At 41.2% G+C, this 14,288-nt stretch carries 15 protein-coding genes; 6 read left to right on the plus strand and 9 right to left on the minus strand.

What is annotated here, in order from left to right; genetic code table 11:
* The first annotated feature begins 1 nt into the window (after nucleotide 1).
* Nucleotides 2-1,051 carry a sugar phosphate isomerase/epimerase family protein gene (locus BFP97_RS10900; RefSeq protein WP_069842449.1) on the plus strand — a complete coding sequence of 350 codons (1,050 nt, stop codon included), beginning with the start codon at nucleotides 2-4 and terminating at the stop codon, nucleotides 1,049-1,051.
* A 1-nt stretch (nucleotide 1,052) separates the two neighbouring features.
* A complete protein-coding gene (locus tag BFP97_RS10905) occupies nucleotides 1,053-1,784 on the plus strand; it encodes a DUF1080 domain-containing protein (protein WP_069842450.1) in 732 nt (243 codons plus the stop codon).
* A 310-nt stretch (nucleotides 1,785-2,094) separates the two neighbouring features.
* On the opposite strand, the gene BFP97_RS20925 is transcribed toward BFP97_RS10905, so the two are convergent.
* Complete coding sequence (locus BFP97_RS20925) at nucleotides 2,095-2,307, minus strand: response regulator transcription factor (protein ID WP_069842451.1); 213 nt, start codon at nucleotides 2,305-2,307, stop codon at nucleotides 2,095-2,097.
* A 243-nt stretch (nucleotides 2,308-2,550) separates the two neighbouring features.
* Here BFP97_RS20925 and BFP97_RS10915 point away from each other — a divergent pair, with 243 nt between their 5' ends.
* The 3 genes from BFP97_RS10915 to BFP97_RS10925 are packed head-to-tail and all read left to right on the plus strand — an operon-like array spanning nucleotide 2,551 to nucleotide 5,427.
* Complete coding sequence (locus BFP97_RS10915) at nucleotides 2,551-3,039, plus strand: hypothetical protein (protein WP_069842452.1); 489 nt, start codon at nucleotides 2,551-2,553, stop codon at nucleotides 3,037-3,039.
* 26 nt (nucleotides 3,040-3,065) lie between these two features.
* The gene (locus tag BFP97_RS10920) at nucleotides 3,066-4,787 is read left to right on the plus strand and encodes a tetratricopeptide repeat protein (protein WP_069842453.1); all 1,722 of its coding nucleotides are present in this window, start codon (nucleotides 3,066-3,068) and stop codon (nucleotides 4,785-4,787) included.
* Nucleotides 4,780-5,427: a response regulator gene (locus BFP97_RS10925; protein WP_069842454.1), complete on the plus strand. Its 648-nt coding sequence runs from the start codon at nucleotides 4,780-4,782 to the stop codon at nucleotides 5,425-5,427. The genes BFP97_RS10920 and BFP97_RS10925 overlap by 8 nt, the downstream gene beginning before the upstream one ends.
* 30 nt (nucleotides 5,428-5,457) lie before the next feature.
* On the opposite strand, the gene BFP97_RS10930 is transcribed toward BFP97_RS10925, so the two are convergent.
* From BFP97_RS10930 to BFP97_RS10965, 8 genes are all read right to left on the minus strand, one after another.
* A complete protein-coding gene (locus BFP97_RS10930; RefSeq protein ID WP_069842455.1) occupies nucleotides 5,458-6,672 on the minus strand; it encodes a DUF3570 domain-containing protein in 1,215 nt (404 codons plus the stop codon).
* A gap of 8 nt (nucleotides 6,673-6,680) precedes the next feature.
* Nucleotides 6,681-6,914 carry a DUF4266 domain-containing protein gene (locus tag BFP97_RS10935; protein WP_069842456.1) on the minus strand — a complete coding sequence of 78 codons (234 nt, stop codon included), beginning with the start codon at nucleotides 6,912-6,914 and terminating at the stop codon, nucleotides 6,681-6,683.
* Entirely contained in the window at nucleotides 6,895-7,824 is a 930-nt protein-coding gene (locus BFP97_RS10940) for an FAD:protein FMN transferase (protein WP_069842457.1), read from the minus strand. The genes BFP97_RS10935 and BFP97_RS10940 overlap by 20 nt, the downstream gene beginning before the upstream one ends.
* Nucleotides 7,821-8,237 carry a thioredoxin family protein gene (locus BFP97_RS10945; RefSeq protein ID WP_069842458.1) on the minus strand — a complete coding sequence of 139 codons (417 nt, stop codon included), beginning with the start codon at nucleotides 8,235-8,237 and terminating at the stop codon, nucleotides 7,821-7,823. The genes BFP97_RS10940 and BFP97_RS10945 overlap by 4 nt, the downstream gene beginning before the upstream one ends.
* Before the next feature lie 137 nt (nucleotides 8,238-8,374).
* Entirely contained in the window at nucleotides 8,375-8,998 is a 624-nt protein-coding gene (locus BFP97_RS10950) for a gluconate 2-dehydrogenase subunit 3 family protein (protein WP_069842459.1), read from the minus strand.
* A gap of 3 nt (nucleotides 8,999-9,001) precedes the next feature.
* Nucleotides 9,002-10,753 carry a GMC oxidoreductase gene (locus BFP97_RS10955; RefSeq protein WP_069842460.1) on the minus strand — a complete coding sequence of 584 codons (1,752 nt, stop codon included), beginning with the start codon at nucleotides 10,751-10,753 and terminating at the stop codon, nucleotides 9,002-9,004.
* A gap of 163 nt (nucleotides 10,754-10,916) precedes the next feature.
* Nucleotides 10,917-11,138 (minus strand): DUF2795 domain-containing protein, encoded by a 222-nt coding sequence (locus BFP97_RS10960; RefSeq protein ID WP_009196519.1) that lies wholly within the window; start codon nucleotides 11,136-11,138, stop codon nucleotides 10,917-10,919.
* A gap of 81 nt (nucleotides 11,139-11,219) precedes the next feature.
* Nucleotides 11,220-12,455: a DUF349 domain-containing protein gene (locus BFP97_RS10965; protein ID WP_139135272.1), complete on the minus strand. Its 1,236-nt coding sequence runs from the start codon at nucleotides 12,453-12,455 to the stop codon at nucleotides 11,220-11,222.
* Between the two features lie 96 nt (nucleotides 12,456-12,551).
* On the opposite strand from BFP97_RS10965, the gene ettA reads away from it, so the two are divergent.
* Nucleotides 12,552-14,231, plus strand: a complete 1,680-nt coding sequence (ettA, locus tag BFP97_RS10970) for an energy-dependent translational throttle protein EttA (RefSeq protein WP_069842462.1) — start codon at nucleotides 12,552-12,554, stop codon at nucleotides 14,229-14,231.
* The last annotated feature ends 57 nt before the right edge of the window (nucleotides 14,232-14,288 follow it).

The raw sequence follows: 14,288 nt of genomic DNA on the forward strand, positions 1-14,288 counted from the left end.
TATGAAAACGATAAAAGGACCTGCCATATTTCTGGCTCAATTTGCTGATGACCAGGCACCATTTAATTCGCTTGACAACATCGGCAAATGGGCAAGTGACTTGGGCTATAAAGCGGTTCAAATACCTACTTGGGATAGCCGATTGATTGATCTTGACAAAGCGGCCGAAAGCAAAACCTATTGTGACGAACTGAAAGGTACCTTGGCTGATCACGGCTTAGAGGTTAGTGAGCTTTCAACACACTTACAAGGGCAGTTGGTAGCGGTTCACCCTGCTTATGAAGAGCTATTCAAGGGTTTTGCTCCAAAGGGACTTAATAAAAAACAAAGAAACGCATGGGCCATCGATCAGGTAAAAAAAGCTGCAGTTGCGTCTAAGAACCTGGGCATTAATGTGCATGCTACCTTTTCAGGGGCGTTGGTTTGGCCTTATTTCTATAATTGGCCTCAGAGACCTGCTGGCTTGATTGAAAAAGGCTTTGCGGAACTGGCAAAACGATGGGAACCAATCCTCAATCATTTTGATGAAAATGGAGTTGATGTTTGCTATGAGGTTCATGCAGGGGAAGACTTACATGATGGTACCACTTTCGAAATGTTTTATGAGGCAACAGGAAAGCATAACAGAGTAAAACTTCTTTATGACCCTTCTCATTTCGTATTACAACAGTTAGACTACCTTGCCTATATTGATCACTACCATGAGTTCTTTGGGATGTTCCATGTCAAGGATGCTGAATTCAATATCAATGGAAAATCCGGTGTATATGGCGGCTATCAAGATTGGATAGACCGACCAGGACGCTTCCGATCTATCGGTGATGGTCAAGTAGACTTTCAAGCCATATTCTCCAAAATGACCCAATATGGCTATGATGGCTGGGCAGTTTTAGAATGGGAATGCTGCATTAAGTCTCCTGAGCAAGGAGCGCGAGAAGGTGCTCAATACATCGATCAGTTTATTATTGAAGCTACAGAAAAGAGCTTCGATGACTTTGCTGATGCTGGCATAAGTGATGACGAATTTAAAAACCTACTAGGAATCGAATAACATGAAAAAGCTTTCAATCATATTACTCATACTTTTTTGCGGTGCTACCGCCTTTGCACAAATCACAGATCCAAAAGCAACCGAAGTCTGGGAACCTGTACCCCGTAAAGTTACTCCAGCCAGGAATGGGGCCGCTCCTTCCGATGCCATTGTTCTTTTTGACGGCAAAGACCTGAACGAATGGAAATCGAGAAAAGACGGAGCAGCTGCCAAATGGAAAGTGGAAAACGGATACCTAGAAGTGGTCAAAGGCACAGGTGATATTATGACCAATCGCAAGTTTGGTGATATTCAACTGCACATCGAATGGAGTGCACCTATGGAAATCGTTGGTGAAGGACAAGGCAGAGGCAACTCCGGTGTTTTTCTCCAAGAAAGGTATGAGGTGCAAGTTTTAGACAGTTATGTAAGCAGAACCTACTCAAACGGACAAGCAGCCTCATTATACAAACAGAGCATTCCTTTAGTCAATGCCACTGTGGCTCCTGGTGAGTGGAATGTTTATGATATAATCTTTCATGCCCCACGGTTCAATGAAGATGGGGTAAAGGTAGCGGATGGCTATGTCACGGTTATGCATAACGGCATTGTAGTTCAAAATCATCAGAGGCTCTTAGGGACCACCGAGTACATTGGATTTCCAAAGAATCCTGCCCACGGTGATGGCTCTATCATCCTCCAAGACCATGGCAACCCTGTGAGATTTAGGAATATTTGGCTTAGAGAACTCTAATAGCACTAGAAGCGACTAACAATAAAAAGCCCCGACCTCCGAAGTTTCGGGGCGGGGCTTTTTCAAGGTAAATAGTTTGACTACTATTAAATAAATCAACTTCATCCTAATTTTCACCACAGAATCCGCTGATAACTGACTTACACCTAACCGCTCAGTGCTTGAATTGAGCTTGTGATAAAAGTAGGGTCACTACCTCCCTTTTTCAAATTATCGATGTAGACAAAACGTCACCAATCGAAAGATTCATAGAAAATAAAAAAGGGTACCAATATCTTGATACCCCAGTTGGATCATAAAAGCCCGACTGCTAGATAAGGCCTTGTCTGATACAGGTCGCCACTAATGCAGTAGTATTGCGCGCATGTGACTTTCTTAAAATATTTTTCATGTGCGTCCTAACTGTAAATTCTGATACAAACAGCTCATTCGCTATCTCTTTGGCTCTGCTACCCTCAGCCAGCAGATTTATTATTTCAAATTCCCGATTCGTGAAATCAATTTTCAGTTGAATGTGCCTCATATGATTTAGTCGCTTAAGTAGTCTGACATAAAGAGACAGAAAAACGGCTTCAATTTGATAGTAGAATACCTTAGCATCAAAAAATAGTGGTTTTCAGCTAGAGGTATTTTAAGTAGCTGAATTCAGCTATATCGAAGATTGGACTACTGCCACTAGTTGTATTCATTGATTATGGCATACCTTCATTGTGAATGACAGAAAGTCATTGTAGATTAATTGTTCAACTAAAACAAACGCAAGGTAATGACTACTACAAACCCACCGACCATGGGAACGCCTTTGAAAAAATTAAAGGACCTTCCCAAAAAGATTATGACACACATGCCGTTTGTCATTTTTAGACCACACGTGCATAACCACGAGGGCAAAACGTACAGAATCATGGACTACCTATATTTCTACAAAAATTTAGTAGTCACAAGTCCCTATGAGGATGGTCACTATTTTGACGAAATGCCTCCAGGTAACGTCTTAAATTTCGAAGCGACTGCTTTTGATAAAGGTATCAAGAGAATGGTAATCAGCTACACATATTACTTCAGCACTGATATTGAAGAAAATAAGTTACTTTTTAAAATGGATACTACTGAGCAAGTTATTAATGAGTACAATCAGGCTAATCCAAAGAATCCAATTGCACAACAAGGGTATGTGAATCCAATAACGGGTATTCCTATGTACTTTACAGAAGAGTGTGAAGTAGTTATGCCCCCTCCTCCTCCAACTGAATAGATTTGAAAACCAGATTTGTAATAATTATGAGCATAGCCTTAGGGCTATGCTTACCCTGTTTGATAAAGGCTCAATCTAATAATGTAGATAGCTTAAAACTTGAATTTAATAGGACAGGCAACCCAGAGACGGGTCTTGACCTTATATTATCTCTTTTTAATAGCCAAAAAGATTCTGCTCGCTTGTACTTAAACCGAATTGATCCAGAGCAACTCGATATGGATCAATTCATAAGGTTTCAACTTTACAGAGGTTACAATCACAGGTTATCTGCAAGGTACGATAGTGCCATAAGAGTATACATTGATCTGTTACCAATAGTATCTGAATTGGATCAACCAATTAAAGAAGCAGATATTAATGACCGCATCGCAGACGTTTATATTCAGCTCAGAGAAGTTGACCAAGCCACCTCATACTTCAATCAAGCGATTTCTATAAGGGAGGAAAACGGACTCACTTCTGAACTTGCAAAGTCATACTATGCTCTAGGTAGTCTCCAATGGCGTTCAGGAAACTCCGAAGAGGCTATAAAGAACTATAAAAAAGGTGTGGCAAGTATTGACGGGGATAGCCAGATATCCCTCTTAGCCAATCTTTACTACATGTTGGGAAATTCTTATAATAAACCGACTAGCATTGATAGCGCACTAATATACTTTCAACGAGCCAAAGAACTATATGATCAGGTTGGGCCTGATCAAATGAAGATTGCCGTTTCAAACGAACTTGCGAAGTTATTGGTCTTAGAAGCCAAATATTCCGAGGCGATCCTCATTCTCAAAGAAAATATGGAGACAATCAGGTCTTTCAAAGACCCTCAATATTATATTCGTGCTTATGGAATTCTAATTGATGCCTACAAGGGTCTTGGAGATTATCGACAAGCACTCGCATACAAAGAATCACAGTATGATACCGCTACTTTTCTTTTACAAAAGCAAAACACACAATCCATTGCAAAAATTACTGAAGACTACCGTACCGACAAGCAATTAGATCAGGCGGAAGAACAGGCTTTTTTCGCTACACGAAGGGCAAGAATTTTCGGCATAGTAATCATCATTATGATTGTCATATTCATTATTGCTTACCTGCTCTTTTCCAGAGCTATTCAGAAGAAGAAGCTCGAAAACCTACAAGCCATGGTCCTAGGGGAAGAAAACGAAAGAAAACGGGTGGCTAAAGATTTACATGATGGCATTGGCGTGCTGTTAACCAGCGTAAAACTCCGTCTCACCAATTTTCAGGATAAAGTGGAAGCCAAGGATGATTTCAAAAATTCCCTTGAACAAATCGACAATGCCTGTACCGAGGTCAGAAGAATCTCTCATAACATGATTCCGGCCAGTCTTACCAAGCTTGGATTACAAGAGGCCATTCTAGACCTTTTGGATAATGTTCAAGCTTCCACAGATATAGTCATTGAAGAGGCCCTCTCATATGAAGAAGGTGCCTATGATGAATCAAAAGAAGTATTGATTTACAGAGTTGTTCAAGAGTTAATCAACAATAGCCTCAAGTATGCCGACCCCACAAAGCTTTCGATAGAACTCGCCAAATCTAAGCAAGACTATGTTTTGATTTATCAAGACGATGGTAAGGGGTTTGAAAAGTCGAAAGTCAAGTCTGGGCTCGGGCTTCGTAGTATCGCCTCAAGGGTAGACATCTTAAAAGGCAAACTGACATTTGAGTCATCTCCTGGGCAAGGGGCATCATTTAACATTACAATACCACACTATGGATAGGATTAAAATTGCGGTTGCCGATGATCACCAGGTGATCATTGACGGCATGGAAGCCATCATCAATAATACAGAAAATCTTGAGTTTTCAGGTGGTGCGTTGAACGGTCACCAAGTGATCGAATTAGTGGAGTCAAAACCTGTCGACATGGTTTTAATGGACATCAATATGCCGGAGATGGATGGCTTGGAATGCACAGCATACCTTAACAAGCACTATCCTAATATTAGAGTCATCGCCCTAAGCATGCATGACAACCCTAGGTTGGCAAAGCGGATGATAAAAAATGGCGCCTTTGGATTCCTATTGAAAAACTCGAGCAAAGAGAATATTCTCAAAGCCATTGACGAGGTTTCAGCGGGCAGGAACTTTTTCGACCCTCAACTCATGTCCACCTTCTTTGATGCAGGGAATAAAAAGTCATCCAGCAGCTTTGCAAAGAAAGATCTACTGACGAAACGAGAGGTAGAAATCATACAATTGATTTGTCAGGAAAAAACGACAGGTGAAATAGCTGACGAACTATCCATAAGTACGCATACGGTGGAAAGTCATCGTGCAAATATTCTTCTAAAGCTTGAGTTGAAAAATTCGGTAGGCCTTGCCAAATGGGCAATCCAAAATGAGGTCTTCGAATTATAAATCAAAACCCTAGTTTAGATGGAATGAGAACTAACCTTTTTTCTTCTTATAAAAATCGGCTTGCAGAGCTAACGAAAAAATATGGGCTGTGAGTCCATTGGATCGCTTAAAAAAGCTATAACGAAAAATCACTGTGTTAAATAGGATGTTCTTATTTACTAGTCGTGCGGGACTATACCCAAAACCGAAACCAATGTTATACGAATTGAACTTTGACAAATCGAAGTCGGAGGCATAGTATCGAGTCCCTGGTTGATGCCCTTGAAATGGTGCAAAGTATTTAGAGTCACTTTGAGTGTAAAACCGAAATGTCGGCATGATTGAAAAAATAGCATCTAACTTAATCACAGTCTCGTTCCCAACTGAAAAAGCTGTAATGCCAAAATCATCATCATAAAAATTCAAGGTATTCTTAAGTATTACTCCTCCAGCAACAAAGGAGTTCAGCTTAAGTCCCAAACCAAACTTAAATCTGTTTTCGGGTAGGTTTTCCACTGCGCGCGTATCATCTGAAAAGAATATTCTATGAAATGGTGTTGATAAAAGACCATTTTGAATGGTCAATTCAGGAAATAAGCCCAGTACGTTTTTCTTATTCAAAACCTGCTCATACCCTAGTTTAAAGTTATATGAATACCTTTTAAACCTATCATGCCATTCTATTCCACGCAGTTCGGCAGGATAAATAAGCTCTATCCTTTCGTCAGGCTCACGATTATTGAATCTACCCCATCGCAGGTCATCATTGAAGTACTGAAAAATCGCTGAATACGTTCTCAGTTCATTCCGGTCTTTCTTGATTACACCAAGCTTGGCAGATATAGAGGTATAATCGCTTTCTATTGAGAACCCAGTACCTCCAATAATGGACAAATTCTTGTCTTCAAACTCTTTCTGAAATGTGCCATTACCGTAGTATCTGATATCATGCTGAGACACCGAGGAAGGAACGAAGTCTATCTTATCAGTGGAAGCTGATGAAATTATGTCTACCCCCAAATTGGCTGACCAGGTTTTTGTTCCTCTTTCTTTTTTGAACTTTAAAGAGGGCCCATAAACTGTTAGTTCCTCTGTACCTATACCTCCCGTTACGGCCGAGTTGTCGCCATCTTGGATATAATGGTTATAGACTAGCTCAATTTGAGTCTTATTGACTTTTGTGGCAACCGAATCTACCTCCTTTTGTGCCTTGGCAAAAGCATGAACAAAGGCAAGACTCCCGATCAAAAGGTATCGCTTTTTCATCTCAGAACTTAGTTGCAGCCACAACCACCACTTGCCTTAGATGTTCCTGCGGGCATAGACCCTTCTCTAATTGTAAAAATATAGTTCTGAAAACTCAGCCCTGCATCTAAACCCATCTGCATGGCCGGATCATTTAAATAAATCCTTTCATAGGGTTTCAGGCTTGTAGGAGCACATGAAGACAACCCCAATGAAATAAGCACTAAGGCTAAAGATCCGACTTTAAGGATTGACTTTCTCATAATTAAGACCTTCTGATAAAAATAACCTATTCCTGTCGTCTATTATAATACAATGTGTATTTGGTAACTGATTAATGAACCTTATGCCCTTGTCCGAACCCATAACATAGACTGCTGTGGCCAGCGCATCCGATAACTCTGCACTTGGAGAAAGCACAGTGACACTCTTCACGCCTTTTAAAGGCAGGCCATCTAGTGGATTTATATTATGGGAATATCGCTGACCATTATGGACAAAAAACTGAACATAATCTCCAGAGGTGGCTGCTGAGAGCTTTTCAGTAGGGACATACAGGAGCATTTCATCAGCATTATCAGGGTTGGCCACTCCTACTTTCCAATCACTGCCATCAGCTCTTGAGCCAAAAGCGTTCAAGTCGCCACTGGCATTGACGTATCCTGAAACAACTCCCTGGTCAAGCCATAGCTTTTTGACACAATCAGAGGCATACCCCTTGCCTATAGCTGCAAAGTTAATTTTTAAAGCTCTATTAAATGAAACAGTACTATTCTTATAATCCAGTCTTATATGTTGATAGCCAACCTCATTAAGAACCCTATCTATTTCGACACTCTGAGGAAGACGGACTTCTTCCCCTTTGAATTCATACAAACCCTTTAACCGTGCCGCGGTAATATCAAATGTTCCAGAGGTAAGTTCGGAAATCTGCAATGCCCGCTGTATTAGGGCTAAAGTTTCTCTAGAAACCTCAACGGCACTTTGAAAAGCCGAATCATTAATTTTTGACGTTTCAGAAGTGTGTCTAAATTCTGACAGCAGTTCTTCTATCCGAGCGATTTCATCTATTCCTATGTCAAGAAGAGTCTCTGATTGCTCCTTATCACTATGCACAACGCATAACTCAAAAGCAGAACCCATGAGCCTGGCCACTCTCCTAAATTCTTTCATCGGAGAGCTTCCATTTGACTTAGCAATAAAGTCATCATTTCTTCAGGAGACTGTTTCACATAGTTGGTGAGCTTTACGTAGTCTTTTGAGCCCTCATTTATTAATAGCATTGTAGGAAAGGCACCATCAAAATTATATTTAGTCGCTATTGAATCGTTATAAACCCTAACGTTCTTCTCTAACTTCTTTCTTTGGGGAAAGTCGACTTTCTCCAGCACAATTTCATGCTGGGTTAAAAACTCTTTAAACACCTCTTGAGTGAGAATATTCCGCTCCAATCGTCTACAATTTGCGCACCAATCCGAACCTTCAAAGATGAGCAGCCTGAAAGTTGAATCACTAGCTGGCCTAAATGAGGAAATGCATGTGAATACTAGTAATAGCCAAACAAGAAGTTTAAGTCTTTTGATCATACGTTTAATTGAAAATCAATTAAGCAAGAAATTTAAGTCGATAGCATCCATTTGTCAAGTATATAGAAAATCGGCAGTATACGGATCAATAAAAAAGCCCCGTGTTGAGCGGGGCCTTTTCGTTCGATTTATGATGATCACACGCTGGACCAGGACTTCTGTCCCGGCTCAAGTGGAATACATCCATTATAATTAACAGGTATAGGATCATAGGCCATTACTGTCTCGCCCACTAGCTCTGAAGTGTAATAACTGCTGAATGTGGCATCAACCACCGAAGTCACAAAATGTACTTCTACAAAGTCATCACTCTTCTCCCCTTCATCATTGAAAGTTTCCCGATAGTTCCTTAGCGTATTAGGATCATCGTTATACTTTCTGAAATAGCTATTGATCGCATCTGTTATTTGTTGGGTAGTCGCTTTATTGAAAGATACTTCTTGATTCTCGTTAAAGTTCTTTACAAAGACGACCAGCCCTCTTTTGAAATATTCAGATTCTAACTCCGAACTAAATACAGAAAATGCCTGATCTAAATGATTTGGCACACCTGCCTCGATTGCCCCGGGAGTAGTCGTTTTGGGTGCAATACCCTCACAAATTTTTTCCATCTGAGCCGCTTCTTCGGGTGTGAAGAAGACCGGAATCCAATCCACGGTTGGCTTAGCCGAGCAACCTTGCATGGCGCCAAACAGCATGCTCGAAGAGAACAATGCCGCAGAGCCAAAACCTATATTCTTAAGTGCTTTTCTTCTTTCCATAGCTTATAGGTTTCCTTTTTTAAGTTGATCTGCTGCATAATTTGCTGCCCTTGCACTAAAAGCCATATAACCCAAAGATGGATTATGGCACGCAGCTGAAGTCATAAATGCTCCATCCGTAACGAAAACGTTCTTACAAGCATGGACTTGATTCCACTTATTAAGTACCGAAGTCTTTGGGTCACGTCCCATTCTTGCAGTACCCATTTCGTGAATTCCAAGGCCCATATGAGGCCCATTGTCATACGTTCCGACATTCTTAAAGCCAGCGGCTTCTAGCATCTCCGCACCAGCGGCTGCCATGTCTTTACGCATTTCATACTCGTTTTCATGAAAGTTTCCTGCGTCAAACCTGACTTGCGGTAAACCCCACTGATCCAAGTTATCATAATCTAATTTCATGTGGTTTTTATGTTGAGGCAATACCTCACCAAAGCCTCCAAATCCCATAGTCCAGCCTCCTGGCTCCATGAGCATATCTTTGATATTACCACCAACTCGGGTATTTCTCATTTCAGCGATGCTACGACCCCAGCCATCTCGGCCAGCTCCACCTTGATATCCATAACCACGAATGAAGTTTTTCATGTTAGAGCTTCCGCCAAGGTTTCTAAAACGAGGTATATATATACCGTTCGCTCTACGGCCCTTGAAGTACTTGTCCTCATAACCTTCGACAGTGGCATAAGCACCAACGCCTAGGTGATGATCCATGATGTTATGTCCAAGTTCTCCACTATCATTACCTAAGCCATTAGGAAAGCGTTCGCTCTTAGACTGCATCAAGATACTTGCAGAGGCAATGGCTGAAGCACAAAGGAAAATTACTTTTGCATAATACTCGGTGGACTCCTTAGTATTCTGATCGATAGCTCGAACACCGGTTGCCTTACCAGTACTATCATCGTAGATGACTTCATGTACAATGGCATCTGTCTGAATCGTCAAATTGCCACTTTCTACACCAGCTGGAAGAGTAGATGACAAACTCGAAAAGTACCCTCCATAAGGACAACCTCTCATACACCTGTTTCTCATGAGGCATTGTGCCCTTCCTCCAGGATTCTTGTGGTCCGGCTGACTCACAGCCAAAGGTTCAGTTAAGTGAGCCGTTCTACCAATGGTCACCCATCGGTTGTTCCACTTACTTTCTACCGCCTTTTGAAAATCCTTTTCAACGCAATTCATCTCCATTGGAGGAAGAAACTTACCGTCAGGTAGTTGTTTGAATCCCCGGTTTTCGCCACTTACACCAATGTAGCGTTCTACATAGTCATACCAGGGCTTAATATCTTTGTACCGAACAGGCCAGTCTACACCGAAACCGTCTTTTTTATTTGCTGTAAAATCAATATCACTTAAGCGGTAACTTTGCCGGCCCCAGGTAATTGATCTTCCACCTAAGTGATAGCCTCTCATCCAATCAAATCGAGTGTCTTCCTGGTATGGGTTTTCACTGTCCTTTACAAAAAAATGGCGGTGTGCCTCAGCGGTGGTATAACCAGTTCTGTTTTGTTTTGGGTAATCCTTTTCGATTACCTCCTTTGGGGTCCTACCTCTATTGGGTAGATCCCAAGTGTCCATGGTGGCGGTATGATAGTCTTTGATGTGCTCGATTTTACGACCACGTTCTAATACCAGCGTTTGCAGGCCATTTTCACTAAGTTCCTTAGCGGCCCAACCTCCACTGATACCCGACCCAACCACAATAGCATCATAGGTTCTTTCCTGCTTTGCTTTTAGGTTTAAATTCATTGAGAATAGTCTTGAGTAAAAGTTTATACAATCTTATCCAGCGCGTATTCTGGGATAGGAAAGAAATATAAACAGAATGCGTCAAAAATGACAGGAAGTTTTGACCTATGGCAATGTCAAAAGGGTGGGAAACAAAAAAGCCTCGACATATCGAGGCTTTTTCTTAATATTCGTCTTCGTTGAAGAAGAAGTCTTCTTTTGTCGGATAGTCCGGCCAAATTTCTTCTATACTTTCGTATGGTTGTCCATCGTCTTCAAGTTCTTGAAGGTTCTCGACAACTTCTAGTGGTGCACCAGAGCGAATTGAAAAGTCAATCAATTCATCCTTGGTGGCTGGCCAAGGGGCATCTTCCAAATATGAAGCAAGTTCTAATGTCCAGTACATTTCTCTTCTTGTTTATGGCGTGCAAAAGAATAGAATAAATTCCTAAAATTCAAATGCTTAAATGCAATTATTTTCAATACGCTAACTAAGGTTTTTTAGTTCAGTCAGAATATCTTTTTTAATCTCTACTTTAAGTTTCTGTTGCGCAAGTTTACGGTCCAATAAATTATCTAAACCACTCGCCATGTTGAACTTACCAAGATTCTCCTCGAAAGTTTTCAACTCACTGTAATCTCTGTCTAAAAGTCCTCTCAGCAGCCGAATGCGCAGCTTGTTTAGATCCGATTCTGATAAACCTTTCTTAGCCTTCTTTTCTACCAAAGTGTTTAAAAATCTCTTCTCGGAGATCATCCCTGTAAGTCTCAGGTATTGGGCCGAAAGTTGCTGAGACACTTCCTTGTCCAAACCACCAACGCCCTTCCACTTCTTCTTTATCTGATTCAAATCAATCTTTGGTGTCAAAGACGTATTAGCCTTTTCCAACTCCGCAATAATCTTTTCTTTCAGTTTGAGATTGTCCTGAGGGGTCAATTTCGCTTTGGCTTTCTCAAGCTTTTTGGCTTCTTCCAACGATGACTTAATGATGGTCTGAAACCGCTGCCAGAATTCGTTGTGCTTATTAGGCTTGATCTTTCCTAGTGCTTGCCATTCTTCCTTAAAAGAGCTTATTGACTTACGGAGAGCGGTGATGTCTTTTATGGAGTTCAAGGCCTCAGCCTTAATTAGAAATTCCTCAAAAGCTGCCTCTTTCTCCTCGCTCATTTTCTCCAGATCGGCATAAAATGAAGACCTTCTTGTATAGAATTTATCGATCAAAGCCTTAAAAGAACCCTCAACCTCTTCTCTTTTTCCTTGATCTATAGCTCCTGTCTTTAGCCATTTACCTTGAATCTCCTTTACTGCTGCCGAAGAAGCCTTCCAGTCGTGACTTTCTGCCACTTCCTTTAGCTGGTCTAATAGGGCTGTTTTAATTTCAAGGTTCTTCTCTCTATTGGCCTTTATATATGCGGTCAATTCTTCCTGCAATCCATACAATGTGGTATACAAAGACTCAAAATCACCTATAGCATCGAACGTGTGCAAGCTATCGATGAGACGATCCACTTGTACAAGGAAGGAACCTTTATTGGTATTGGAAGCAATCTTAGTCTTCACTTCTTCCACCTTTTCCACAGCCATGTCAAAGCGGGCGGTGTAATGGTTCAATGCTTGTTCTTCGGTTTCAGTAACTTCAGCCAAGGCCAAATCAGGAAATTCCATAAAGCCTTTCCGATAAATTTTTCCGTCTAAAACGTATCCGTAATCTTTCTTTTCCAATGTTGATTTTTCTAATCGGGCTCGAAATTAGTTAATTCAATTTATTGCGCTGAATTGAAGCATATTTTTTAGCATATTTGATCCAAAATCAGCCAAATGAGTGATAATAAGATCATTTTTTCAATGGCAGGCGTTAGCAAAGTCTACCCTCCCAATAAACAAGTCTTAAAGAACATATACCTCTCTTTCTTTTACGGGGCAAAAATCGGAGTACTGGGATTGAACGGTTCTGGAAAATCTTCCCTACTCAGGATTATTGCAGGAATGGATAAAGAGTATCAGGGAGAAGTAGTTTTTTCTCCTGGATTCTCTGTAGGAATGCTAGAACAAGAACCTGATCTTGATCCTGAAAAAACTGTAAAAGAGGTCGTTGAAGAAGGTGCCAAAGAAACGGTTGATCTTCTGAAAGAATTTGAAGACATCAATCTTAAGTTTGCTGACCCAGCAGTATTGGCAGACCCTGACGCCATGAATAAGCTGATTGAAGATCAGGGCAAGGTTCAAGAGAAGCTGGACCAGGTGAACGCCTGGGAGTTGGACTCTAGACTGGAAAGGTCGATGGATGCCTTGAGAACTCCTCCTGCCGATGCCATTATCAAAAATCTTTCTGGTGGAGAAAAAAGAAGGGTGGCACTGTGTCGTTTGTTAATCCAAGAACCGGATGTATTGTTATTAGATGAGCCAACTAACCATCTGGATGCAGAATCAGTGCATTGGCTAGAACAACACTTAAGACAGTACAAAGGAACCGTGATTGCGGTAACTCACGATAGATACTTCTTGGATAACGTTGCTGGATGGATTCTTGAATTAGATAGAGGCGAAGGTATTCCTTGGGAAGGCAACTACTCATCTTGGCTAGATCAAAAACAAAAGCGTTTGGCCGATGAGGAAAAAACAGAGTCCAAAAGACAAAAAACACTTCAAAGAGAGCTTGAATGGGTTCGAATGTCACCCAAAGGTCGACAGGCTAAATCTAAAGCTAGATTGGGAGCATACGATCGACTTGTCGGTCAAGAAGCTGCAGAAAAAGAACAGAAATTAGAATTATATATACCTGCCGGACCTCGATTAGGATCCAAGGTGATTGAGGCCAAAGGAGTATCCAAAGCCTTTGGAGACAAGCTTCTTTACGAAAACCTCGAATTCTCTCTACCACAAGGTGGAATAGTCGGAATTATTGGACCCAATGGCGCTGGTAAAACGACTTTGTTCAACATGATTACAGGGCGTGAAGAGCCCGATGCAGGTGACTTTGAAGTGGGCTCTACTGTTGATATTGCCTATGTAGACCAGGAGCATACAAGACTTGACCCGAACAAATCGGTATGGGAAGTTATTTCTGAGGGCAACGAGCTCATTACATTGGGTGGTAAGGAAATCAATTCTAGAGCTTATGTGAGTCGTTTTAACTTTAATGGCACGGACCAAAATAAAAAAGTAAGCGAGCTGTCTGGAGGAATGCGGAACAGGGTTCACCTGGCGCTTACCCTAAAGCAGGGTGCCAACTTACTGCTCCTTGACGAACCTACTAACGATTTGGACGTTAATACTTTACGAGCATTAGAGGAAGGTTTAGACAACTTTGGTGGTTGTGCTGTAATCATTTCTCACGACCGGTGGTTTCTGGATCGAGTTTGTACTCACATTCTAGCCTTTGAGGGTGATTCGCAGGTATATTGGTTTGAAGGTACTTATTCGGAGTATGAAGAGAATCGCAAGAAGCGACTTGGTGATGTGGGCCCAACCAGAATCAGATATAAGAAACTAGGCTAACGGCCTGTTGCTTTTGATTTGAGAAACGTTCATTAAGCATATAATCCTTAAATTAGA

The organism is Roseivirga sp. 4D4 (genome assembly GCF_001747095.1).
Classification (GTDB): domain Bacteria; phylum Bacteroidota; class Bacteroidia; order Cytophagales; family Cyclobacteriaceae; genus Roseivirga.